The sequence below is a fragment of the Bradyrhizobium sp. UFLA05-108 genome, assembly GCF_059803455.1.
This window is the reverse complement of record NZ_JBANAZ010000011.1, coordinates 79,569-100,686: the sequence shown is the minus strand read 5'-3', so window position 1 is coordinate 100,686 and position 21,118 is coordinate 79,569. Positions and strand designations below refer to the sequence as shown.

Below are 21,118 nucleotides of genomic sequence, written 5' to 3'. Positions count from 1 at the left end.
TTATGCATGCCTCGCCATCGATTGTGCCCCAAGGGGCCGACCAAAACACTTATCTCGTGCTGGAGGACTTCGGCCGGATGGGCTGCTACTGGCGCGAGACCGACGCTGACAACGCTGACCGCGAGACCCTGATACGTGACCTAGTGGAAGGCCAGTATAGTCGTCCAGTCCGCATCGTGGCTTTCAATACCGCCGAAGGCTGGTCTCGTGACGCGACCATGGATATCGCCGACGAGCTGCGCCGACGCTACGTTGAGTTCGGCGAGGTACCAAACTCGATCCTCGAATTCATGGATACCAATCGGCGCTGAACGGCGATGTCTGGATGCGCGCGCCGTGGGATGATCCCAAAGCGCCGCAACGGCCGTTGCCGGATGATGTGCTCAAGATCGTCATGCGACGGGCTGATAAGGAAGATCGAGCGGCAGCATAGTCTGTCGCTGAGCCCCAGGAGCAGACCAACAGCAGGCGGCCCAGTAGGGGTGCGATGGGCCACTAACCGACAAGGGAGCTACCTAGTCGTACGTAGGCGGAAGAAAACGTCATTCGATCACCATATCGGCGGCGGTTAGCAGTGTCGCGGGTACGGTGAGCGAAAGCGCCTTTGCGGCTTTCAAATTGATCGACAGTTCGAATTTTGTGGCCTGATAAAAGGGAATATTGCCGGGATTTGCGCCCTTTAGGATCGCATCCATATCGGCCGCCATGCGTTTGTTCAATTCAACCAGATCGGTGGCGTAGCCCATCAGGCCGCCAGCCACGACGAACTCCGTAAAGGGATAGATCGCGGGCAGCCCGGCGGCCCCAATCAGCTTCGCAACGAGCACGTGATTGACGAAAGGATCGCCATCCAAGGCAACCATGACGCCATCTGCGCCCTCATTTTTGGCCTTGGTTATCGCATCGCGATAGACGGCTTCGCTGCTCGGAACGGTGATAGGACAGCGTTCCAGCGGGATGCCTTGCGCATCCGCTGCGGCGCGCGCCTCTCGCAAGTAGATGTCAAGTGTCTCTGTCGTGGCAAGAAAAGCGAGCTTCTTTAAGGACGGGAACATTTCGCGCAACAGCGCGATCCGCTTGCCATGGATAGGGACCTCGGGATCGAAGGAAACACCCGTGATATTGCCGCCAGGATGCGCGATCGACTTGACCAATCCCTCCCGAATGGGATCGAAGCTGAGCGCCACAACTGGTATCGTATTGGTCGCCTGCTGGAACACCGCGCCTGCCCCGACGACAAAAATGAGATTTGGCTTGCTATCGACAATCGCGGCGATGGTCGCTTTCGATCTGACGTCAGGTGTTTCCCTGCCGTAGCGCTCGATTTTGAGGCTCTTGCTCTCGACAAGCCCAAGACGCCGCATTTCGGCGAAGAGTGCGCGAATGTAGCGGTTATAGCTGTTCTCATACATCGAGGATAAGGGTTCGGTAGCGCTGTACATGACAATCCTCGGCAGCGACGCTTGCGATTGCGCGCGTGCCGTCAACGGCAACATTGCGCTGATCACCGTCGCAGCGATGAATTCCCGCCGTCGCATATGCCCCTCCAAGGACCATAGAAGAACGTAGCACTTTGTCGTGGGGATGTGGGGTGGTTTAGAAGGACCGGTTTGGGTCAGAAACAGACATCACTGTGGAACGAAAGGTTGGGGCAACTGGTATTGGCATGTCGGTTGCTCTATTCATTCTGCTAATCTTCAACGATCTTGCGGTTTGTCAGAAGGGTAACCTCTATGAGCTGTCCACGCTATGTGTCGGTTGTTATCGCACTCGTTGCACTCATCGCCGTTGCAAAGCCGACAACCGCCCATGAGCTGATCGTCAAACCAACAGAAATGAGCGTAGCCGTCGGCTCTGAGTTTGGTTTTGCCGTGTTGTCGTCTCATGTCTTCATCACAAGCCAGGAGCTGGAAGCGCCGGAGGATGTTCGCGCTGGTGTGGCTTTCAACGGCAAGCGCACGGAAACCCCGCTTCGACCCGATGAAGGTTCGCTATCCTTTCTCGGCAAGGTCAATGCGCCGACGGGCAACCCGTTCTTTCTGGTCGCGACCCGCCTGCCGCAGGTCTGGGCTACCACGGCCAAAGGCGTCGTCCGGGCGACCAATAAGACGCCCGGCGCATATAATGCGTTCAAGATCGACAAGTTCGCGAAGACGTTGATCAACGGTGCGCCCGACGCAGCAGGTTTTGATGCGGTCCTTGGCGATCCGCTTGAAATCGTCCTCACCGAAAATCCCGCTTCCGCGCACGTCGGCGATGGGATTGGCGTCAGAATACTCGCGAACGGAAAACCAATCGCGACAACGGTCAACGCGACCTATGACGGCTTCTCCAAGAAGGAGGACACTTACGCCTACACCACGCAGAGCAAGGCGGATGGTTCCGCGGTCGTGAAAATCACGAAGCCGGGCCTGTGGATGGTGCGCGTGCAAAATTCAGTACCGGAGAAGACCGACGACTATGATCGGCACGTGACGCGCGCCGTTCTCCTGTTCGCGGTGCCATAACGGAGTGCGCAGCCTGAGCGCATGTTCGTAAATATGGCCGACGCGCCTGCTCCGAGCGGTTAGTCACTCGTCAGTATGAGGTCTGGTTCGGGTCACAAGCAGCGGTCAAGGCAAGCACACCCCGGCGTCCGGTTTACCGCCGACAGCCGACATCACGACGGCTTAAGCGCGGTTCGGCTTGGGGCCAGGGCACAAAGACGGACATCCCCGCCCTTGGATGCCTCCAACGTAAGACGTGATCTCCTGAATTCATCCTGCAAATCTCTATTTAGAAGAAAGCGCCACCTGCTCGACATGCGCGTCGATTATCGGGCCGAATCCCTCCCAGTGTTCGCCGTTGAAGCGGTTCATTCGCAGCTGTTCGATCGGGTAAAAATCGGTCGGGGAGGTCTTGACGCGGATTCCGGGGCGTAGGGTTTCGACCTCGAAGTCAAGATTGGCGACCACCTTCATTATGTTGTCGCGTGTGAGATTGTCACCGCAGCGCTTCAGGACTTCGACCAGCCCGGTCGAGATACTGTAAGCCGCCAGCGTACCGCCATCGGACTTGTCCGCTTCCGGGTAATACTTTTCCAGGAAAGCGCGGAAGTGCCGCATGCCCGGGTAGTTGTCCCATTGCGGATCTGTGACATCCATATTGTAGAGTGCGGTCAGGATACCCTTGGCGTTCTCAAGCCCTGCAGGCTTCAATACCCCACCAATAGAACCGGAGACATTGGACACAATCTGGACTGGGTGCCAGTCGAGTTCAGCAAGTTTCCTGATAGCCTGCGCTGCGTATTTCGGCGTAGCAATATTGATGAAGAGGTCAGGATTCGCGGTCTTGATCGCCACTACCTCCGAGTCCACGGTCGGCTTGCCGACTTCGAAGGGCGCGCTGATGATGACCATTTTTTCATACCTGTCACCAAGCCCATCCTTCAGACCCTGTATGTAGTCCTTACCAAAGTCGTCGTTCTGGTACAGGACGCCGATCTTAGCCGTCGGGTGGTGCTCCAGAATATAGCTTGCGTAGATGCGCGCTTCGGCACGGTAGCTAGGCTGCCAGCCGATGGTCCATGGGAAGTGCTCTGGGTCGCCCCAGCGCGATGCGCCGCTCGACACGAACAATTGCGGCACTTTCATTCTATTCATGTACTTCTGGATGGCGGCGTTATTGGCGGTCCCGAGCGGAGCAAAAATCAGAAAAACCCCGTCGCTCTCAACTAGCTTGCGCGCTTGTTCCACAGTCTTTGGCGGGCTATAGCTATCATCGTACGAAATGAAATTTATTCTGCGCCCGTTGATGCCGCCGTTGTCGTTGATCATCCGAAAATAGGCGCTCATCGTCTTGCCGTTGATGCCATACGCCGATGCCGGTCCACTATACGGCATGATGTTGCCGATCTTGATCTCCGTATCGGTTACGCCGGTATCGTATTTTTTCTGAGCAAGTGCGCTGCCCTGACAGGCAGTTAACAAAACGATGGCGGTCGAGAACGCCGCCAATCGTCGGCTGACGAATGACATTTCGCTTCTCCCTATGAACCAACGCCCTATGAACCAACGAATGTGTCCGTTTTAATTCGAGAACACTTATCGCCTCCTGTTCGATAGTGAACACCCATCGCCTGAGGTTGTCGATCACTATGAGCGCTCCTTTCGCGCGCGTATCAGTTCATCCGGCTCGTCAACATGTCTGACCTTAATTGTCCAGGGCACATCACTGCCACCGCTGGAGATCAAACAATCAGCACGGCGTCCGCTCGGGGTTAAAACCGGTAAGGCTCAGGTCGAGCATATAATTTCGGCTTCGCCTTCAAGAGCCGACTAAGCGTCAAGCCGGCTCGAACAAAAGGCCCCGACGTTGTTGCACGTCGGGGCCTTCAAGATCGTCAGGCCGGTTACGTCCGCCGGGCCATCGGATCGTTGGATTACGGCACCCGATCTAGTACAGAACGTGACGCGGATGCGCCGTGACGCCGATCATATTCCGCTTGAAATCGGCGCGCCGCCAACTCCCGCTTACGCCAATCAGCCCGGCGCCGATGCTCGATCGCCAACGCCTTGCGTGCCGCCACTTCCCAGATGATCTTGTCGATCTCGGCATCATCTAGCGTGCGTTTGATCCGCAGCACGGTGGACAGCACGATCACCAAGTCGCCGTAGGGCAACAACAAGTCATTCGCCGCAATATCGCAATACTTGAGGAAGGCGGCGATTGCTTCCTCGCTCTTACAAATGAGCAGCGCCAGCTCACGTGCCTGCCGCTGATCATCTACGCCCGACCCGGTATCGTCATGTCCCAACAGCATTCGCTCGGCGGCCCGGCCGGCCGCCAGCTCGATACAATGACTATGAAACATTCGCGAATACGTCAGAAACTGAAGCGACATCCTCACCGGGCTGGGGCATCAACGGAGCAAGGGCATGGCGAACGTGGAAAGCATCGCCCCGGCCTTCGGCGTACGCCTCCATGTGCCGCTCGCTCCAAACCCGGCCGCCATAGCCCGGGCCGGGATCGACCGTCGCTCCGCCGAGCGAATGTCCGAGCAAACGCGCCACCACGATGTGGCCGGCCTCATGGACCGCGATCCTCACGTCCTCGTCATACGAACGGCCGATTGCCGCGAGCAGTTCTTCGTAATCATCCACCTCCGCGTCGGGGCCCCTGCCGTTGTCGCTAACCTCGACGCCGGCAGCGGCCACCTCTCCACCGAGAGCGGTCGCGGGGGGTGCGCCACACTCTTCGGCTGAAGTCAATTTATTCACGGCTGAGCGCCTTCTTGTGACGCAAGAGCATGCGCGCGCGGATGGCCGCGATGGTGCCGTTGCGGGCATGGGGCATCGCCTCGGCGATCAGCTCGGCAACATGGGCTGGGACATGGTCCGGGCCTCCGATCCAGCCGTCCAAACGCGTCATGATCGTATCGAGCGGCATGATGAGCTTCTGCTTACGCATTGGTTACATCCGAGGAACCGCGATCTGGATCGTCCGCGCCTCAGCCGAGCGATCGATCTCAACGAAGCCGGCTTGGCGCAGGATGGAGTCGGCGCCGAGGCCGGAGGTGTTGTTCGCCTCCTCGACGGCGTCGAGATCGATGACATCAGGAGCCTGAGGAGCGAAGTCACCGCCACGCATGCCACGGAGCTGGGCGCGGCGCGGATCGGCGGTGGCTACCGCGATGCCGAGGCGCAATGCGCGTTGCGCCGTCGCCGCCGGCATGGTTGCGTCATCGAACTGACCGGCGAAGCGCTTGCGGCCATCATTGTCGCGATAGCGGGCCGACTTGAGCATGAACAGGGTCATGGTCGGCGGCGGCGCCTCGACATTCGCAACCGACGCGGGCGCAGGCTTCAGCGGAATAGCCGCAGCCCCGGTTTTGATCTGCTCCACCATTTGGCGCAGCTCCACCAGAGCAAGCGCGCCAGCGACGTCGATCTGTGCCGCCCAGTTGCGCGCGACCGCGCCCAGCTCGTTGGCTTCGAAATGGAAGTGAGCGACAGCCTCGACGGCATCGGCGAGCTGGCGAGCGGCCGTCTGGTATGCCGGCAGCGCCTTGTCGATCTCATCGAGGTCGCGCGCCAACTTGTCGGCCGCCGCGTTGCGCTCAATGACCGCGCGCTGAGCGGCAATCTTGGCTTCGGCCTCGGCGACCTTGGCCGGCTGGACGGCAAGGGCCTTGGCGAAGTTGTCCCGCGTCACCGCGCAAGCAGCGATGGTCGTTTCCAGCTTCGTACGAACCTTCTCATCGGCGTCGAGATCGGCCTCCAGCAGGTGCCGCTGGAGCTTTGTTTCGGCGTCAATGAAGGCCGCTTCAGCGGCTTTGTGACGGCTGTGCAAGGTCGCGGCGCGCGCACGCAACGCCGCGAGTTCGTGTTCGATTTTTTCCATGGGTGATTTGCGTCGGAAGGAGATTGCCATGCCCACAGACTACGGCCTGTCGCATGCTTGGCGAAGGCTGCACTCGTGAGCGCGCCAAACGGGGGCCGTTTCTTAGGCGACCTGGCGGGTTTTGTTGTGGCGTGCGCCAACCATGAGGGAAGCTGGCGCTCACGAGAGTCTCGATGAAGCGTCCAATAGCGGACGTGCCCGGATGTCGCAGAAGGGGTCAACTCCGGGCGTCAGGGCCAGAGGCATGCGGTTCATCGGCTTTCAAATGCACGATCGCTGACCAAGCCTGACGATTCCGCGACAAATGTTCGCACCTTCATCAAGGAAAAACCGCAAGGAATTCAATCCGCAATTCGCTGCCGGGATGGTGGGCAACGGCTTCCGGCAGCCCAGGGGAATTGCTACCGTTGGTTTTGCGTGCGTGGATCGAAAGGGGGCACCTGTGCTGCAGTTTTTCAGATTTCTCTGTATCGCCATTTCTTGCTTTGCAGTAAGCGTCGTCTCGGTAGAGGGGCGATCAAAAGGAAAATCAAATCGAACAGGGTGCAACTTCGTCGATTTGGAAGTGCAGACGGATTGCCTAATAGCAGAGACGCTGCAACGCCGCGATTTAGCGGCCCTTCAGCGTTATCTAAATCTGCCGTATGCAAATCCGAAGCGGTTGATGGTATCGCCGACTTGCCGAAAACGAAGCTACTTCGACTGCGCTTTAGTATACGGCGTAATTGAAGCGTTCCCAGCTATAAGCGCTGCTGGCGGCGATCCCAACATCCACGATGTAAGCCAACCAACGCTTTTGAGGTATCTCGTTGGCAGGTTGCGTGAGCTAAATAAGACCGCTCAGCTTGAGAGCGCTGTAGATATTTTGATTGCCAGCGGGTTGAACGCGAACACGGTTGAGACCAGCGCCCGTTTTACCCCCTCCACCACGTTGGCTGCAGTCATAACATCCTGCCAATCGTATGATCGCGCAATGTTTGCTCGCGTATTGCAAAAACTAGTGACGAGGGCCGGAGCTCAGCCATTTGCAAGATCCGCGCGAGGCGGAATGAGTATACCTCATCAGGTCGCGACTTCGTATGCCTGTGTACCCGATGCGCTGGATGCGATTGGTTTTGCCTCAATGTCAAAGGCCGGCCTTCAGTTACTGGGATTATACACCGATGATTTTGGTGCAAGCATAGTAGATGTTGCAATGTCGTCGATAGATCGCAGGAGGCGGCCTCCTTACGATCGGATGTGTTTGATCGCTAATGAGAGTTTGGTGAATTGGGCTTTGGCTAGATATTTCGCTTCAAAAGACCAGGCAATCGCAACTGATATGGCCGTCAACCAGGGAAGATTGGGTACCTATATTGAATGCGCGTGGGGCCGCATCTTCGCGGGAGTGTTATAGCAATTTTGGCTTCGTGGAGGCACCAATGTTTAAGATATCGATCGGACTATTGCTTGCTATGTTCTTTTGCGTCTCTCCGTCCATGGGCAGAGGGATAGTTATGGAGGACATTGAAGATGCGGGGATCTATTGCGCAATAGATGGCGTTCGGGGCTTCTACGATCTTGCTGTAAAGAGGTGCAAAGGCAAGACCTTTTGCACGATGGCGGCGACGATGGTTGCGACGAGACAGGAGTTGATCCAAAAGAAATGCAGTGGCTTTTTCGTTGCACCCGTTTGTCGCGGGACACCGGTGAATGTCGAAAGCCGCTACGACGTATTCAAGACGCTACCGGTCTCTTGCAAGAGGTGAATTCCTCTACCTGCCCGATTGGGCTAATGCGAGGGCCTACGGTGACACATGCACGTCGACTTGGAATCACACGCGGAATGGCTCGTTCTGAGCACAACAGCAACGTCGCCGTAGGTTAGTGTCGGTGCCCGCTTCGGGTCACGAGCGACAAAACACACCGTGAGCACAAATAGGTCTGCTTTCTGGTGCGCAGTGACCGAACCGCTCACGCCTCCTGCGCCGGCACCTCCACCAGCGGCTCCTGCGTTCGCGCCCAGCCCTCATATTTCTTCGCGCGGTCCTCGGCGAGCCGACGCTCGTGAGGGCCGCGACGCTTGTTATTGATCCTGCCGCGCTCAAAATCATCGAGCAGCCGCGCCTTACTGACGAACCAGCGTCGGCCGAACTGAACACCCAAAGGTCTACCGTCCTTGGCGGCCAGTTCGCATTGCCTGCGGACTTGCTCGTCGCTGCACAGGCAAATGTCGCCGGCCTGTTCGAGCGTCAGCAGTTCGCCAACCAGAATGAGGTCGATCACGTCTTCGATCGTCGGGGGCGCCCAGCCCAGCAAGCCCAGCATCTGCAGGTGGAGTTCGACGAGACGGTCACGGTCACGATCCAACATTAATCGGCCTCATGGTCATCGACGTGAGGTATGGCCTCAATCATCTTGATGATGGAGTCAGCTCCATCGCCATTTTGTGACCTGGGTCATGTAGGCTGATTGGAGGCTCCACTAGTGTCCGGCGCGGCAGACCGGCGATTGACCAGGAGGCACCACTCATGACGAATGTGGCGCAAGGTTCGCGTCGCGATTACCTCACCGCGACCACGAGCGACGGCAAGATCGAACTAACCGAGGAGGAGTTAAGCAGGGCCGCGGGTGGGCTAAAATTTACTACGACCACCAAAGACAAGGTGGAAACCTACCTGACGTTCGAGCTTTCGAATACGCTAATTTCCTGAGGCGGGCGCTCGTTCAAATTCCATGCGCCGCGAGGAAAGTGCGCCACGCCTCGCATTCCGGACCGTCTGCCGTCTCGCCGCGCAGAACCGCACGGAGTCTGCTGTCGATACTCACGGCCGTGCCGCAGGGCAACGCCAAATAGGTGACCTCCTCCGGGCAGCCGAGGCGGCGCGAAATGACCGCGTTCAGAGGCGCGACATCAGCGTGGGTCGGTTCAACCGGGCGAATTTGGGTCGATGCACACAAGACCATTGCGTTCGCGATTACATCCATTGGTATCACGCCGACTTGTTCGACAATATCGCGGAGTCGGCACGGTCCTGCCGCGAGTGCCATAACAATCCCGCGTGCGGCTGCGTTGTCGAACGCGAGCCGGCCGGCCGGCGTTGCAAATGTGTACTCAACCTGTGTGTCTGGACGGGCTAGCAGAAAGGAACCGTCGAGCAGCCTCTGCTGTTGCGCCTGCTCGTCCAGGTTTGCGCCCGCGCGAACGAATATGTCGCGGCGGAAGAATTGATCGATCAGAAAGTCTCGGGCAAGCTCCCGGACATCATCATCCGCAATAGCAACAAGCGCGGCGCGCGCGGCTTGACCGAGCACAAAGGCGTCGTGGTTCTCGATGAGGGTCGCAGACCCAACCGGCCGGAGGCCAATGGTTGCCATCTCGGAGCGCACCTCGGTCACAAAAAGCGGGTCCCAATGCTTCCCCATAAACTCATGGGCGAGATACGCGACAGCCGAGGGTCCATGCCGCTCTTTGACCCCTGCGAGCATCGGGCTAGCCACCAGAGCTGGCGCCTTGAGCTCCAGAAAACCCTTCACGACTTTCAGCGCGGCCACGACCCGTTGGGTGCTGTCGCCTTGGCAAATCTCGCCGATGGCTCGCACCAAACGCTGAAGCGGCAAGTCGGCGGCACGGCCCGGCATGGCATTGTAGCTTAGATAGACGAGCCCGCCCGGCTTAAGACGGGACTCGATAAAGGACCGCACGGCGGCGCGGGCCAGCGGACTTATCCAGGAATAGACCCCGTGACTGACGATGTAATCGAATTGGGGCAAGCTCAATTCGGTTGCGTTCGCGAAATCCGCAGCATGGAAATGGACATTGCAGATCGCGGCTTCTGCGGCGATACCCTGTCCGTGCTCGACGTGCTCAAGCATCGCATCGACGCCGTGGAACTGGCCCGCCGGGTGCATTGCCGCCAGCATAGCGGCGGTCAATCCCTGGCCGCACCCCAGATCACACCAAGTAAATCCATCCCTCCTCGCAGGCGGCATAATGCCCGAAACCACGGCTACGTGATCGAGCCAGGCTGGAGCCAGTTCGTGAATGAAAGCGCGGACGTATGGCACGTCGGTTATATAACCATCGACGTGAGTGGACATCGGTTGCCCCAATCTGGCTCAGTGAGCCTAGAGAGAACATCGAGAGGTTCAAGGCGCTCTGGGCTGACCGCCACGCGACATTCCAAGCCAAGGTCAGCCTCGGGTCAAAAACTTGTATGCCATCCTGCGTTGCAGCCCCTCACACCGGGCGCCAGATAGTTGGCTGAGGCCACGGATGATCCAGTTTGCGCCCCCAATCCGGGGGGCTTTTTTGGGGGTCGAAATCATTTCCTTGACCCAAGAAATCAGCACGAAACATACAGTTGTTCGCATGTCGTCAAACCATCAGGAGACGACCATTATGGAACCTAAATCCACAAAGATACCAGCCGACGAAACCTTCTGAGCCGAAGGATATTCCTCCGGGTCAAACCGAACTTGATCTGGACGAATTGGCCGGTGCCGCCGGTGGTACTCAGCAGGTCGATCCTAAGATCGATACCGCGCCGTTACCCCAGAAGCACAACATAGGTAACGTCAAGTGGACAGGCTAGATTTAGCTAATGAACTAATGAGGAGATACAATCATGACGAATCCAGACGAGGCAAAGGGCTCTCGTAGCGAGCACCTGACAGAGACTACCAAAGACGGCAAAATCGAACTCACCGAGGAAGAACTAAAGAGGGTGCCGGGTGGTGCCGTGCCGAGGGTCGACATCAAATGGACTACGACCACCAGCAAAAAAGTTGAGACATATTAAAAGGGCCCCTTGTGACTTGATCGCGGTAGCCGTCCGAGATCGTGGTCAGGGGGTCGCTCCACAGATCGCCGCTGCCCACGTCCCAGGTCCCGGCATCGGGCTGGCGCGAGCAGGCTTTGGGTCGCCGCGGCATCATCTCCAGAGCAAGCAGTGAGCCTAGTTCTGAATGCCATCCCGGAGGGCTGGTCCGCCTCGCTGGCCCAGGGACAGTTGACCCCGGCCGAAGTACAAGAGCTCGATCTGAAAAATGGCGAAGTGCACGAAATTACCCGCACCATCCGCACGGGTTGATAGCGGCCTTACTTGCCTTTCTGCTTGATCGCCCACGGCCGATAGGCTTCCTCGATGCATGGGTCCGGCTCCATGGGCTCCGGCACCGATCGCCTTGTGCCCGCCGCGTTGTCCACCGCAATCCGTAGCGGCTTGCCTGTCCGGCGCCGCCCGGCGATCCTCCGTCCTGGCATGGGCACCAAATCGCGCGAGAGCATTTACGGCGCATCGGTTCGGGCGGCGGCAGAGCGGGCGGCAGAGGCCCGCAAGCAAGCCGACCGGCTCGCCTGCCAGGCGTGGAATAGGCGCATGTGCACGCGCGAAATGATGCTCCTTGGACAGTTGCCTTCGATTGGAGATCGCAGAGCCATGCGGGTCTACAGATGTCTTCCCTGCCAGCGGACAACCTCTACGCCTGCTCAGGAATAGTGGGGCGTCGCACTCACGTCTCCTTGTGCGCCGCGAAGGTCTTCGCTGTTCTGCCGGACGGTAAGCCGCGCTTCGTCCATACGCTCAATGGCTCCGGCACCGCGGTTGGCCGTGCGCTGATCGCCGTGATGGAGACCTATCAGCAGGAGGACGGCTCGATTGCCGTGCCGGACGTGCTGCAACCCTACATGGGCGGGCTGAAGGTGGTCGCGCGCGAGTAGGGCGGTTGCCTTGACGGGCGTTGCGCGTCGGCGTTATTTGGCATCTACTTCAAATTGAATTTTATGACTACCTAATTTTCAGACGAGAGGTATTCATTGAGCGTCAAAGCCCTGATGGTGACGATCCTCCAGAACCAAATGACGTTGCGCGGCGTACATTCACTGATCACTTCTGAATACGAAGAAATCGTGGACTTGCTGATTGAGCAGCTCAGCCAACTTGAACTTCGCTTGGCCGCGCGCGACGTAACTGACAAGCAAGAGCCGCCGGAGCCTCGTTAGCCGTCTATAACCTCAACACGAACCGCGCCCACTCGCGGGCGCAAGCGCTTGCGCCGCGTGGGGCGCGGAGGTTGATGCTCGCTTTCTCCGGCCGCAAGGACCCTAGCACTGTCGGCGCCATTGCCCGGTTCGCTGAGGCCGAAGGCTTCGAGGTGGCCGGTGAGTTCGTCGAGGTCGAGACCGGCAAAGGTGCCGACGCGCTTGCTCGCCGCCCGCAGTTGGCTGCCGCGTTGGCTGAGGCCAAGCGTCGCAAGTGCGCGGTCGCGGTCGCCAAGCTGGACCGGCTCAGCCGCGACGTTCACTTCATCAGCGGCCTGATGGCGGAGCGCGTCCAGTTCGTCGTCACCGAGCTGGGTGCCGACGTCGATCCGTTCCTGCTGCACCTCTACGCCGCGCTGGCCGAGAAGGAGCGTCGGCTGATCTCTCAACGTACCCGGGATGCGCTCGCTGCCAAGAAGGCGCAGGGCAAGCAGCTTGGCAATCCGAAGCTGGTGGCGGCGGCGACCAAGCGCGACAAGGTGCTGCGGCCCATCCTGCAGAAGCTCGCCGGTCAGTCGCTCCGCGCCATTGCTGCCGAACTCGACCGACGCGGCATCAAGAGCTGGAGCGGCAAGCCTTGGAACGCGGTCTCGGTCAGGAATGCGATGGTCCGCCTCGGCTTCCAGACAACAGGGGGCGCGTCATGACGCCATCCCGGCGGCGCCAAACGCCCGCTTCGTCAGGCGCACCGCGCCCGCGCTGCTGCCACCGTATGTCATCTTCCCAGCACCTCGTATGGCAGCACAGCTATGCGCAGGAGGTGCGCAAGCCGAACGCCATGCGTTTCACATTGGACGAATTCGAGGTGGAAATCACGCTGTTCTTCGACGAGTGCGCCAACGAGACAGACGACGAATGACGTCGCCGCAAACCCCAGACAGGAAGTAACATGGTAAAAGATATTGTTCCTCGCGGGTCACCGCGGACGCCGGTTAGCCGGCCATCGTCGCCGCCGGTTCGCCAGTCATCACCGCCGCCGACGATCCTGACGTCGTCACCGCAAGCTGCTCCAGGGGCGGCGTCTAGGCAGCGCTCTTACCCGTCCTCGTCGTCGCGCTCATACTCGTACACGCCACACGGCAAGACCTGGACCGTCTACGACGGGATCGTGGCATTGATCGCGTGGATCAAAAAACGGTTCAGGAAGAAGCAGGCGTCCGAGCCGACGCCTACGCCGGTAACGCTGCTGCCACACGAGCCGGCGCCGACACTGTCGCACAAGCCCACCAAGACCATCGAGAACAAGCCCCCAATAGGAGCAGACATTGCACAGACTGGAATTCGTTCTACACGCCCTCGGCGTCCGTGAGGAGCGCAACGAAGGGCCGAGATGGCGAAAGAGTTGATGGCTCTCGCCAGCGCATCGCTCTTCGCGAGCGGCCTTTGAAAAACGCATTTCTTTGGCCGCTTGCCGCCGTTGCACCTCGTGGTCATGCTTGCGCGAATGCAACGCGTTGAAGTCGGAGACGCCGTCGACGCCCAGCAGAACAGCCTCGCCATCGATGACGAAATGTTTTTGGCGGTTCTTCAGCGCGGCCTCGGCGATCCACGGATAGCGCTTGGTCCAGTCGCTGCCGTTGCGGGACAGCAGGCGCACGCGTTTGTCGTCCCGGATGACGAGCATCCGGTAGCCGTCGTGTTTCACTTCATGGACCCAGTCCGGCCCCGATGGGACCTGCTTGCCGGCGGCCGCCAGGCAGAGCTCGTACGCGATACGCATGTCCAAAAGATAAGAATTTAAAGAGCTTTTACGAGTTCGGAACAACCGGCAATTTTGTGTGTTCTCGACGTGCTCCGGTCACAGAGCCCCCTGTAAGTCCGGAGCTGGACCAGGCTGGCGGCCAAACCGCTGGGCCACCCTCGGCCGGAGAATTCTAGTGTGGCGGATATTTGCTCTCACTGCATGCCTGATCTCGTGTTTGAGCTGTGGCCATGCGATGGCCGACTCGGATCGAAACAGACCAACCTCCTCAACCGTCGGCGAGGCGCCTACCCCGCCGGAGGAAAAAGGCCAGTTGCAACCTCAAGGGTGGACCGGGCCAGTTGACACTAAAACTGGTGGCGCGCCTGCGGAAAGTCCGCAAGGCCAAAGCCCACCGGGCATGCAGAGCGCTCCGGAAGGATCAAGCAAAACAATCGCCGCGCCGGAGAAATAGATAGCGCCCAGCCCCATAAGGCGCTGGTCGCTACCTTAGCCGGCCGCTTCTGTCTTCGAGAGCCGGACATAGGTCCCGCTCTCGTGCAGCTCGAGCCAGCCGCGTTCGACAGCAAACTTGATGCCGGCGCCGAGCTCAGGGCCGCTTGCTTTCAGCGCGTAGAGGAAAAGCGCATTGATCTTCTCGATGTGGATGCGGCCGTCCTGGACGGGCTCGATGCCGGCGGCTCGACCAGCTTGCGCGCTGCGGCTTCCGGATTGGCGAAGGGGCGTTCGGCATTCGTGTTCTACTCGTCCCGGTCTCGTATCTGCCTCTCTGCCTCAAACCAAAAGTCCCAGTCCCGCCCCAAGGGACGTCCCGCCTGCTCCCAAAGCTGGTAGGCCCTCGTCCGGATTTCGCGTCGCCGCGAAGACTGGAGGAGCTTGTATTTCAGCTGCGCGGCGAATCGCAGCAGCCGCTGCACCGTAGTCTCATCCCTGATGTAGGACGCGGCTCGAGTTGCAAATTCAATTTGGTGCTCGAGCCTTTCTCGCTCCGGATCCATGGCCCACGCTCCTCTGCACTAATACGGGCCGACCGAATTTTGTTCGCGAATAACCTATGTTAAAGCGAAATTTTTTTGATTGTTGCCATACCCCTGCGGGGGGGCGCCGGGCCATGGGGGCCGACTATGCAAGGCTACAGGATTTACGTCCTTGGGGACGATGATCACATTAAGGACCGAGTAGAATTTCGCTGTCCCGACGATGAGGCGGCCAAGGTACGTGCTAGGCAACTCAAGGACGGCGAAGCGGTCGAGCTGTGGCGGGACGATCACCGCATTGCGGTGTTCAGGCATTCCGACAGGACCTTATAGCTCGCGCTCTATTGCTGGATGGACTCGGTTCTTGATCTTGATCCAGAACTTCTGCCGGCCGCCGCGGCTAAGGTCGATCGCGATGCTTGGAGACAAGACCCTCTAGGCCCATTCGGCAGGCTGCCCGGAATAGGTCGGGCCCGATCTCGCCGCGCTCGAAAGACGCAACGGTGATGCCGTCTGGCCGGTGCGCGAGCAGGCGCTCCCGGTCAGTCTTGCGCAGATGCAGCGGCAGATCGCGCAGGTCGTCGCCGTCCATCGCGAGCACATCGAATGCGCAAAGCTTCACTTCGTTGTCGTGCTTGCGCGAGTGGAGCGCGTTGAAATCGCATCTTATTGCGAGGGGGTAGCACCTCAGCTTTTCACGTGGATGGTGTAGTTGTCGTCGGACCAATGTTGTTTAACGAACGGGCGCGCGTCGGTGCTACGGCGATCGCGCACAGATTGCCGACCATCGGTCTTGTTTCAGAAATGGTCTCCCATGGCCTTCTGATGTCCTATGGACCAGACTATCTCGACTATTTCCGCAAGGCCGCCAGCTACACCGACAAGATATTGCGGGGTGCGAAACCTGCAGACCTACCGGTAGAGCGGCCAACCCGTCTTAAGCAGGCGATCAACCTGAGAACGGCCAAAGCGCTTGGTCTGACCCTTACTCCATCCCTGCTGGTCACCACCGACGAACTGATCGAATGAAATAACTTATGCCGCCTTCTGGCCGATTCCGTTGAAAAAGGCGGGCACCCCAACGCACACGTCCGGCTGATTTTAAAATTCCTGCACCCCTCCGCCGCCGCACCTCAGCATATCCGCCCATTGTCGCCCGCGTCGCAAATGTGCCCGGGCCAGCCCCGGACCGACGGGCCGAACCAAATCGGAAGGCCTTGCCAAATAATCCAGCGACCATCCGGCTCAGCCGGGAGCCTGTACGGCCTGCCGACGATTGTTGTCGGCACGGTTGAAAGCTGCGGTCAAATTTTGGAAGGCTGTTCTCAGCATCCTGACTTCGTCGAGCAGCGCGTCTCGTTGCTCGCGCACTTCCTGAAATCTTTCGGCCAGAATTTCGACGGTCGCTCCGACCACGACGGCGCGCTCTTCCGCCAATGCCGCAGCTGTCTCGACATCGGCCACGGTGAGCGGGCGTATGCCGTGCGATGGACCTGGCCTTGACGCCGTCCGGTGGGTCCCAACTCGTCTTGAAAATCTGCACCAGCAGTCCGGCCTGTCCGGCGGTGGACTTGATGTGAGGCGAGCAGCGCTGCCGTCAATTTCCCAAGCCTCATCCTGCCTCCCACCGTGAGCGCGCTCCTGGCGCGACTACGATGCGATAGTTCATTTCAATTCCCCGCTGTGACCGCCGCAAGTAACGTCTTCACTTGAATTACCGATTCCAGTTCGATGACGCGTTCCACCAGATGCACTTCCGCAACGCATCCTCAAGCTGCGGCACACCTGCCGCAATGCCTTGTAAGCGCTGGCGATCATGGGCAAGATAAATAGTGGTTTGAGCCGTCGTGCCTCCCAACCATTCGCTCTGCCAGTAGCAGTATTGTCTCTTTGGCGGCTGGTCGGCCGAAGCACCATCAGCGTAATCCCAGCCAGTCATGACCACACTGTCGTTGTCGTGCGGAACCCTGTGAAACACCGTTACTTCTCTTTCGATTACGTTGCCATTGGTCTTTTCATGGTTGTCGGGACTGCCGGAAATGATTGGCCTGTGTTTGATTTCTTCGATGCTCCCCTCAATGGAAGCGAGGCGCGCAGTGATGCCGCCGGAGATCTCCCCGGCGTCGCGCCTGAGACCGTCCAGCTTCGCGATAACTTGCTCACTTCGATCTGGCCGCCTAACAAATTCTTCCACCTTCGCTGTCAGGCCGTCTAGTCGCTTGCTGTCGGGGTGAATGAAGAATGATATTCCATAACAGGCGAGGAGCACGCCAGCCCCTATGCCGATTGCTGCCATTCCAACGGCTCCGGTCCGGGCAACGATCCCGGGCCGCAGATAGGTCTGGTCAAGCATGGTTTCGGTCTTATCCTGCATCTCTCATCTTCCGCATTTCGCTCAGATCAGGCGTGTCGTTTGTTTTTTTGTCCCTGATTAAGGAGTTGACGTGAAACGGAGCCTTGATGCCCCACCGCGGAATGAGCACGATGCGGTCGATCCACTTGACCACTTCTTTCTCGACAATTCTTGGCGGCTCCTTACCGTCGCGATAGACGATCTTTTCAACTGGCACCTCGCGGTCCTGGTAGACGATCTTTTCCTTCTCCACCGGTACGTCGCGATAGACAGGCCTGCGCTTACGGTCGTAATAGGCGCGGCGCGCTTTCAAGAGTTTGGCTACAAGCCGTGACAAACGCGATTCACCGGGAAGGCGCTGTTTAGCGTAGTACACCAAAGCCGCCACGCTGCCCGCGAGGGCCACGGCGAGCGCGCTAAAGGTCGAGAACCAGAACCGCACGAACTCAAACTGCTCATTCGAAACGTCTGTAGCGCTGATGCGGTACCACATGGCCGCCAGCCGATAGATCTGATTTTGGCTGATCTGCTCGTCCCGCGCGTTTCTGACCTCGCTTACCGCTCGGCTCGCTTCGGTGATTTCAATATCCAGTTGTTTGATGGCGTTGCGGTCGCCGTTGATAACGTTGACTTGCGCCTTGCGGAGATCATCGCGTTGCTCGCCTAAAGGCTTGATCCTGTTGTCGTGCCGCTGATTCTCTTTGTTTTGTTCCGGGACGACGCACCTCTCCCTAACGAGCTTGCACCTATTGGGAATTCCGCTCACCATCTCTTCGGAGTGGCGATCATTCTCGGCCTGGATTTGGGCCTCGACGTCCTTCAGTTGATTGTCAAGTTCAACGCGACGCTTAGTATCGCCATCGATCACGTCGTCCCGCCTGCTTTTTATGTCATTCAGCTTGGCGTCGGCTTGTGCGAAAGCAAGGTTAGCTGCGCTGACCGGCTTGAGCCGCATTTCGACGATCCGCTCGAAACCAAATGTCCAGTTCTCAAAGGAGAGGCCTGCAAGGAAAACGATTCCGACAAAGGCCAGCACTTGCATTACTTTGTGCCGATGGAACAGCACGCTTGTCAGTGGGACACGGCCAAGCTCTGCGATGGCGACCATGGCCATGGGCAAAACCATCAGCCATGACCAAAGCGATGTTGGCAGTTCACCATTTGGATACGTGGTGACGACCGCGGTGGTGAAGCCAGTGAGCACACCGACAATTTCGACAGCCCATGCGAAGGTTATAAGTATGAGACCTTTGCGCCCCAACATTTTTTCAATTTCCACCGAACTCGCGCAGCAAGTTGATCGCGATAGAGTGTCGTTGCATTTCAGGTCGTTCATTGACGGCTATGCGCAGGTTGTGCATCTTGCACCGAAGCGAGCCCGTAGCTCGGCTCTGGTTCGTTCATTTTTCATTCGCGGCTGATCTGGGAAAACCGGTCTTGCGGGATCACGCTTGCATGCGGCTTCGATGATCGCAGAGCCAAAGAAGAACGACTCACAGGGCTCGCTAACATGAACGCGGCGGTCGACTCTTGTGATTTGATGACAGTTTCTTGGGATTTGGTGCCAACATGAGGGTGGCCGCGGCATGAATTCAGGGCTGCGGCGTAGAACGCCGTCTCGGTCAGGGTGAGCTTCTCCATCAGATCGCGCCGTCGTCCCTCTTGGCTCCGGGCTTCACCACTTTGGGCGTCTCCGGTGCAATTCCCTCCGCCTGTGGAGTGGTCGGCTGCGTTGCAGGGGTTTCGGCTTTTGGCTTGAAGGGCTGCGTTGCTGTAGCGGCATCGCGTTCGTCGAGCGTTTTGGCACATTGTCTCAGCGCATCCAATACCGGGCGGCTGCCGTCCATCCGCACGGTCCAATCCGCCTCATCCCCATCGGGAAAAGAAATGGTCAGCTTGTCGGCACGGGCGATCCGATCAAGGAAGCCGTTTTCCGCGCCTTGGTTCACATTAACGGCGAGATAGGTCTGTTGGCCAGTGTCATCCCGATAGGCAACGCCGGTGCCGGTGTCTGTCTCGCCGCTATCGGTTCTGAGCGTCGTCTTCACCTTGGTGCCGACCGTCACGCGCCATGACGCTTTATAGAAATGGACGACGAAGCGATGCCGGAAATACGTGACGTACATCCGGCGATTGCCACCGATTGTGTACATCCCGCAGAGTGGTGTGACACCATCACTTGCAATCATGCTGTAGGCGGTCCACGCGCCCGTTTGCATCAGGATGGTTGGCTTGTTGGCTGCAACGGCAGCAGTCGACAACAGCATCGCTGCGCCCGCGATGGATAGCCTCTTCACGTCAAGTCGTTCCCTTCTCGTTGCTGTCGGGATGATTGTTGTAATCAGATCGAACCGTCGTCCCGCCTGACCGGCTTGGTCTTCACCGTCTTCGGCGTCGGAGCCCGGCTCTGGTCTTGCGGCTGCTGCGGCGGCGCCTCCTCGCTCCGGTTGCTGTACGGCTGAGTCGGTTGCGACTGGCCATAGGGCTGCGTCGCGCGAGGCTGCCCGTAGGGTTGTGAGGTGAGGGAATCGTTCCCCTTGCTGAGCCTAATCAGCTCCAGCGCGCAGGCCTTGAAGACCAAGGTCACTTTCGCCGAGCCGGTCATGTCCAGCACCCAAGGCTTTTCCGACCCCTCGTCGAACCGCAGCCAGAACTTGGCCGCCAACGAGAAATCGTCGAGAAATTGATCGATGCTCGTCTTCTGCGGTGTGATGCTGAACTCCAGCGTCGGCAGCGGTTGCCTGACCCCATCTTCAGGAGACACGAACTGCGTGTAGCCGATGGCGTTGCCTCTCAGGATCGGGTTGCGATCAACACCTACGGTCAGCGGGATGTTGATGTAGGTACCGTCCGACGGGAATCGCCAACTGCGCTTCATGACATGGCCCGTGAGATAGGTGTCGCCATAGAAATACTTGATCATGAAGGTGCCGCCATCAGCGGTGCTGGTGGACACCCCGCATGTGGGCTTGTCGCCGACCACGTTGCGGTAGGCCCGCCAGTAGCCGCTGATCATGAGATCTTCGGCGCTGACAGGGGCAGCAGTTGCCATCAGCAGCGCGGCTGCAGCGGCGAGGAGAGACGTCTTCACAGCCGGTCTCCATTGGGCTTGAGGCTGCCGCGATTGATCAGCTCTTGCAGAGCCTCGTATTCCTCATCTTCGCAATACCTCTGCATTTCGAATTTGCCTTGATTGCCCCAGTGGGCGCACTGCTGCTTGATCAGGGCGACCTTATCCTGAGGCAGCCTGGCGATATCGGCGGCGCTGACGTCACCCGCCGATGCAGGAAACATCAGCTGCACGAGCGCTGCGGATGCGAGTGGAAGGCGTCTCATTGGTCTGGCATTGCTCCTGTTGTGAAGTCCGGGATTTGCGCTTCGAACTCGGCATCGCGGTGCGCAGGGACGAAACGTCAGTTAGCGGTGGTCGCGATAGCGACGAGAAACTTGATCGCCGGGATGACAATCATTGCAATGCCGCCCTAAGCCCACCATGGGAATTTGTGCTCTTCCGGTTCGACGACGTTGTCGCGCAGAAACTTTTGGTAGTCGTCGCTCATCAGGCTGCCTTCCGCGCCTTCACCTCTTCGGTCGCTGTCTCGATCATCTGGCGGTAGCGGTTGCGGCCTTCCGCGTTGGACATAAAGCGCCAGCCGCGTTGCAGCGGTACTCGCCGATCCGCA

General features: G+C 58.8%; 30 protein-coding genes and 1 pseudogene. 13 read left to right on the top strand and 18 right to left on the bottom strand.

The window, feature by feature from the left end; all coding sequences use genetic code 11:
• Window positions 1-2 precede the first annotated feature (2 nt).
• The gene (locus tag SO140_RS11115; RefSeq protein WP_449381396.1) at window positions 3-311 is read left to right on the top strand and encodes a hypothetical protein; all 309 of its coding nucleotides are present in this window, start codon (window positions 3-5) and stop codon (window positions 309-311) included.
• A gap of 231 nt (window positions 312-542) precedes the next feature.
• Here SO140_RS11115 and SO140_RS11110 read toward each other — a convergent pair whose 3' ends face one another.
• Window positions 543-1,538, bottom strand: a complete 996-nt coding sequence (locus tag SO140_RS11110; RefSeq protein ID WP_449381395.1) for an ABC transporter substrate-binding protein — start codon at window positions 1,536-1,538, stop codon at window positions 543-545.
• Between the two features lie 168 nt (window positions 1,539-1,706).
• Between SO140_RS11110 and SO140_RS11105 the strand changes: the two genes are divergently transcribed.
• Window positions 1,707-2,507 carry a DUF4198 domain-containing protein gene (locus SO140_RS11105; RefSeq protein ID WP_449381394.1) on the top strand — a complete coding sequence of 267 codons (801 nt, stop codon included), beginning with the start codon at window positions 1,707-1,709 and terminating at the stop codon, window positions 2,505-2,507.
• 264 nt (window positions 2,508-2,771) lie between these two features.
• Here the strand turns inward: SO140_RS11105 and SO140_RS11100 are convergent, their stop codons facing one another.
• From SO140_RS11100 to SO140_RS11080, 5 genes are all read right to left on the bottom strand, one after another.
• Window positions 2,772-4,016, bottom strand: coding sequence for an ABC transporter substrate-binding protein (locus tag SO140_RS11100; RefSeq protein ID WP_449381393.1), 1,245 nt, complete (start codon window positions 4,014-4,016; stop codon window positions 2,772-2,774).
• A gap of 404 nt (window positions 4,017-4,420) precedes the next feature.
• A complete protein-coding gene (locus SO140_RS11095; protein ID WP_449381392.1) occupies window positions 4,421-4,852 on the bottom strand; it encodes a hypothetical protein in 432 nt (143 codons plus the stop codon).
• Window positions 4,842-5,195, bottom strand: coding sequence for a hypothetical protein (locus SO140_RS11090; protein ID WP_449381391.1), 354 nt, complete (start codon window positions 5,193-5,195; stop codon window positions 4,842-4,844). The genes SO140_RS11095 and SO140_RS11090 overlap by 11 nt, the downstream gene beginning before the upstream one ends.
• 55 nt (window positions 5,196-5,250) lie before the next feature.
• Entirely contained in the window at window positions 5,251-5,448 is a 198-nt protein-coding gene (locus tag SO140_RS11085; protein WP_449381390.1) for a hypothetical protein, read from the bottom strand.
• A gap of 3 nt (window positions 5,449-5,451) precedes the next feature.
• Window positions 5,452-6,381, bottom strand: a complete 930-nt coding sequence (locus SO140_RS11080; RefSeq protein WP_449381389.1) for a hypothetical protein — start codon at window positions 6,379-6,381, stop codon at window positions 5,452-5,454.
• Between the two features lie 304 nt (window positions 6,382-6,685).
• Here SO140_RS11080 and SO140_RS11075 point away from each other — a divergent pair, with 304 nt between their 5' ends.
• Window positions 6,686-7,777, top strand: coding sequence for a hypothetical protein (locus SO140_RS11075; RefSeq protein ID WP_449381388.1), 1,092 nt, complete (start codon window positions 6,686-6,688; stop codon window positions 7,775-7,777).
• Window positions 7,778-7,802: 25 nt separating this feature from the next.
• Window positions 7,803-8,129, top strand: coding sequence for a hypothetical protein (locus SO140_RS11070; protein ID WP_449381387.1), 327 nt, complete (start codon window positions 7,803-7,805; stop codon window positions 8,127-8,129).
• Between the two features lie 205 nt (window positions 8,130-8,334).
• Here the strand turns inward: SO140_RS11070 and SO140_RS11065 are convergent, their stop codons facing one another.
• Window positions 8,335-8,733 (bottom strand): hypothetical protein, encoded by a 399-nt coding sequence (locus tag SO140_RS11065; RefSeq protein ID WP_449381386.1) that lies wholly within the window; start codon window positions 8,731-8,733, stop codon window positions 8,335-8,337.
• A 158-nt stretch (window positions 8,734-8,891) separates the two neighbouring features.
• On the opposite strand from SO140_RS11065, the gene SO140_RS11060 reads away from it, so the two are divergent.
• The gene (locus SO140_RS11060; protein ID WP_449381385.1) at window positions 8,892-9,074 is read left to right on the top strand and encodes a hypothetical protein; all 183 of its coding nucleotides are present in this window, start codon (window positions 8,892-8,894) and stop codon (window positions 9,072-9,074) included.
• Between the two features lie 13 nt (window positions 9,075-9,087).
• Here SO140_RS11060 and SO140_RS11055 read toward each other — a convergent pair whose 3' ends face one another.
• Window positions 9,088-10,461: a methyltransferase regulatory domain-containing protein gene (locus tag SO140_RS11055; RefSeq protein WP_449381384.1), complete on the bottom strand. Its 1,374-nt coding sequence runs from the start codon at window positions 10,459-10,461 to the stop codon at window positions 9,088-9,090.
• Window positions 10,462-10,988: 527 nt separating this feature from the next.
• On the opposite strand from SO140_RS11055, the gene SO140_RS11050 reads away from it, so the two are divergent.
• From SO140_RS11050 to SO140_RS11025, 6 genes and pseudogenes are all read left to right on the top strand, one after another.
• Window positions 10,989-11,162: a hypothetical protein gene (locus SO140_RS11050; RefSeq protein ID WP_449381383.1), complete on the top strand. Its 174-nt coding sequence runs from the start codon at window positions 10,989-10,991 to the stop codon at window positions 11,160-11,162.
• Between the two features lie 150 nt (window positions 11,163-11,312).
• A complete protein-coding gene (locus SO140_RS11045) occupies window positions 11,313-11,453 on the top strand; it encodes a hypothetical protein (protein ID WP_449381382.1) in 141 nt (46 codons plus the stop codon).
• A 461-nt stretch (window positions 11,454-11,914) separates the two neighbouring features.
• Window positions 11,915-12,082: pseudogene (locus tag SO140_RS11040) on the top strand (serine--tRNA ligase); the annotation flags it as partial.
• A gap of 96 nt (window positions 12,083-12,178) precedes the next feature.
• Window positions 12,179-12,364: a hypothetical protein gene (locus tag SO140_RS11035; protein ID WP_449381381.1), complete on the top strand. Its 186-nt coding sequence runs from the start codon at window positions 12,179-12,181 to the stop codon at window positions 12,362-12,364.
• Window positions 12,365-12,438: 74 nt separating this feature from the next.
• Complete coding sequence (locus SO140_RS11030; protein WP_449381380.1) at window positions 12,439-13,050, top strand: recombinase family protein; 612 nt, start codon at window positions 12,439-12,441, stop codon at window positions 13,048-13,050.
• Window positions 13,047-13,262: a hypothetical protein gene (locus SO140_RS11025; RefSeq protein ID WP_449381379.1), complete on the top strand. Its 216-nt coding sequence runs from the start codon at window positions 13,047-13,049 to the stop codon at window positions 13,260-13,262. Before SO140_RS11030 ends, SO140_RS11025 begins: the two co-directional genes overlap by 4 nt.
• A gap of 198 nt (window positions 13,263-13,460) precedes the next feature.
• On the opposite strand, the gene SO140_RS11020 is transcribed toward SO140_RS11025, so the two are convergent.
• The 3 genes from SO140_RS11020 to SO140_RS11010 all read right to left on the bottom strand — a co-directional run bounded on the left by SO140_RS11020 (window position 13,461) and on the right by SO140_RS11010 (window position 15,704).
• Window positions 13,461-14,123 carry an ATP-dependent DNA ligase gene (locus SO140_RS11020; protein WP_498542605.1) on the bottom strand — a complete coding sequence of 221 codons (663 nt, stop codon included), beginning with the start codon at window positions 14,121-14,123 and terminating at the stop codon, window positions 13,461-13,463.
• A 722-nt stretch (window positions 14,124-14,845) separates the two neighbouring features.
• Window positions 14,846-15,103 (bottom strand): DUF2934 domain-containing protein, encoded by a 258-nt coding sequence (locus tag SO140_RS11015; RefSeq protein ID WP_474805101.1) that lies wholly within the window; start codon window positions 15,101-15,103, stop codon window positions 14,846-14,848.
• Window positions 15,104-15,482: 379 nt separating this feature from the next.
• Entirely contained in the window at window positions 15,483-15,704 is a 222-nt protein-coding gene (locus SO140_RS11010; protein WP_498542604.1) for a DNA ligase-like domain-containing protein, read from the bottom strand.
• A gap of 104 nt (window positions 15,705-15,808) precedes the next feature.
• Between SO140_RS11010 and SO140_RS11005 the strand changes: the two genes are divergently transcribed.
• Window positions 15,809-16,111 carry an ABC transporter substrate binding protein gene (locus SO140_RS11005; protein WP_449377577.1) on the top strand — a complete coding sequence of 101 codons (303 nt, stop codon included), beginning with the start codon at window positions 15,809-15,811 and terminating at the stop codon, window positions 16,109-16,111.
• Between the two features lie 216 nt (window positions 16,112-16,327).
• On the opposite strand, the gene SO140_RS11000 is transcribed toward SO140_RS11005, so the two are convergent.
• From SO140_RS11000 to SO140_RS10970, 7 genes are all read right to left on the bottom strand, one after another.
• Complete coding sequence (locus SO140_RS11000) at window positions 16,328-16,546, bottom strand: hypothetical protein (RefSeq protein ID WP_449377576.1); 219 nt, start codon at window positions 16,544-16,546, stop codon at window positions 16,328-16,330.
• A 250-nt stretch (window positions 16,547-16,796) separates the two neighbouring features.
• On the bottom strand, window positions 16,797-17,456 hold the full coding sequence (locus SO140_RS10995) for a hypothetical protein (protein ID WP_449377575.1): 660 nt from the start codon (window positions 17,454-17,456) through the stop codon (window positions 16,797-16,799).
• Window positions 17,446-18,771, bottom strand: a complete 1,326-nt coding sequence (locus SO140_RS10990; protein WP_449377574.1) for a hypothetical protein — start codon at window positions 18,769-18,771, stop codon at window positions 17,446-17,448. Before SO140_RS10990 ends, SO140_RS10995 begins: the two co-directional genes overlap by 11 nt.
• A gap of 71 nt (window positions 18,772-18,842) precedes the next feature.
• Window positions 18,843-19,076, bottom strand: coding sequence for a hypothetical protein (locus SO140_RS10985; RefSeq protein WP_449377573.1), 234 nt, complete (start codon window positions 19,074-19,076; stop codon window positions 18,843-18,845).
• Entirely contained in the window at window positions 19,076-19,732 is a 657-nt protein-coding gene (locus SO140_RS10980) for a hypothetical protein (protein WP_449377572.1), read from the bottom strand. The genes SO140_RS10985 and SO140_RS10980 overlap by 1 nt, the downstream gene beginning before the upstream one ends.
• 44 nt (window positions 19,733-19,776) lie before the next feature.
• The gene (locus SO140_RS10975; RefSeq protein WP_449377571.1) at window positions 19,777-20,526 is read right to left on the bottom strand and encodes a hypothetical protein; all 750 of its coding nucleotides are present in this window, start codon (window positions 20,524-20,526) and stop codon (window positions 19,777-19,779) included.
• Window positions 20,523-20,738 carry a hypothetical protein gene (locus tag SO140_RS10970; protein ID WP_449377570.1) on the bottom strand — a complete coding sequence of 72 codons (216 nt, stop codon included), beginning with the start codon at window positions 20,736-20,738 and terminating at the stop codon, window positions 20,523-20,525. Before SO140_RS10970 ends, SO140_RS10975 begins: the two co-directional genes overlap by 4 nt.
• A 68-nt stretch (window positions 20,739-20,806) precedes the next feature.
• Here SO140_RS10970 and SO140_RS10965 point away from each other — a divergent pair, with 68 nt between their 5' ends.
• The gene (locus SO140_RS10965; RefSeq protein ID WP_449377569.1) at window positions 20,807-21,052 is read left to right on the top strand and encodes a hypothetical protein; all 246 of its coding nucleotides are present in this window, start codon (window positions 20,807-20,809) and stop codon (window positions 21,050-21,052) included.
• Window positions 21,053-21,118: the final 66 nt, after the last annotated feature.

Excerpts from the sequence above, each read along its gene's own strand:
- SO140_RS11025 (WP_449381379.1), top strand. The coding sequence starts at position 13,047 with ATGACGCCATCCCGGCGGCGCCAAACGCCCGCTTCGTCAGGCGCACCG.
- SO140_RS11095 (WP_449381392.1), bottom strand. The coding sequence starts at position 4,852 with ATGTTTCATAGTCATTGTATCGAGCTGGCGGCCGGCCGGGCCGCCGAG.
- SO140_RS10995 (WP_449377575.1), bottom strand. The coding sequence starts at position 17,456 with ATGCAGGATAAGACCGAAACCATGCTTGACCAGACCTATCTGCGGCCC.
- SO140_RS11070 (WP_449381387.1), top strand. The coding sequence starts at position 7,803 with ATGTTTAAGATATCGATCGGACTATTGCTTGCTATGTTCTTTTGCGTC.
- SO140_RS10990 (WP_449377574.1), bottom strand. The coding sequence starts at position 18,771 with ATGAACGACCTGAAATGCAACGACACTCTATCGCGATCAACTTGCTGC.
- SO140_RS11110 (WP_449381395.1), bottom strand. The coding sequence starts at position 1,538 with ATGCGACGGCGGGAATTCATCGCTGCGACGGTGATCAGCGCAATGTTG.
- SO140_RS11075 (WP_449381388.1), top strand. The coding sequence starts at position 6,686 with ATGTTCGCACCTTCATCAAGGAAAAACCGCAAGGAATTCAATCCGCAA.
- SO140_RS11065 (WP_449381386.1), bottom strand. The coding sequence starts at position 8,733 with ATGTTGGATCGTGACCGTGACCGTCTCGTCGAACTCCACCTGCAGATG.
- SO140_RS11015 (WP_474805101.1), bottom strand. The coding sequence starts at position 15,103 with ATGGATCCGGAGCGAGAAAGGCTCGAGCACCAAATTGAATTTGCAACT.
- SO140_RS11030 (WP_449381380.1), top strand. The coding sequence starts at position 12,439 with ATGCTCGCTTTCTCCGGCCGCAAGGACCCTAGCACTGTCGGCGCCATT.
- SO140_RS11005 (WP_449377577.1), top strand. The coding sequence starts at position 15,809 with ATGTTGTTTAACGAACGGGCGCGCGTCGGTGCTACGGCGATCGCGCAC.
- SO140_RS11080 (WP_449381389.1), bottom strand. The coding sequence starts at position 6,381 with ATGGAAAAAATCGAACACGAACTCGCGGCGTTGCGTGCGCGCGCCGCG.
- SO140_RS11020 (WP_498542605.1), bottom strand. The coding sequence starts at position 14,123 with ATGCGTATCGCGTACGAGCTCTGCCTGGCGGCCGCCGGCAAGCAGGTC.
- SO140_RS10985 (WP_449377573.1), bottom strand. The coding sequence starts at position 19,076 with ATGGAGAAGCTCACCCTGACCGAGACGGCGTTCTACGCCGCAGCCCTG.
- SO140_RS11050 (WP_449381383.1), top strand. The coding sequence starts at position 10,989 with ATGACGAATCCAGACGAGGCAAAGGGCTCTCGTAGCGAGCACCTGACA.
- SO140_RS11100 (WP_449381393.1), bottom strand. The coding sequence starts at position 4,016 with ATGTCATTCGTCAGCCGACGATTGGCGGCGTTCTCGACCGCCATCGTT.
- SO140_RS11085 (WP_449381390.1), bottom strand. The coding sequence starts at position 5,448 with ATGCGTAAGCAGAAGCTCATCATGCCGCTCGATACGATCATGACGCGT.
- SO140_RS11060 (WP_449381385.1), top strand. The coding sequence starts at position 8,892 with ATGACGAATGTGGCGCAAGGTTCGCGTCGCGATTACCTCACCGCGACC.
- SO140_RS11055 (WP_449381384.1), bottom strand. The coding sequence starts at position 10,461 with ATGTCCACTCACGTCGATGGTTATATAACCGACGTGCCATACGTCCGC.
- SO140_RS11115 (WP_449381396.1), top strand. The coding sequence starts at position 3 with ATGCATGCCTCGCCATCGATTGTGCCCCAAGGGGCCGACCAAAACACT.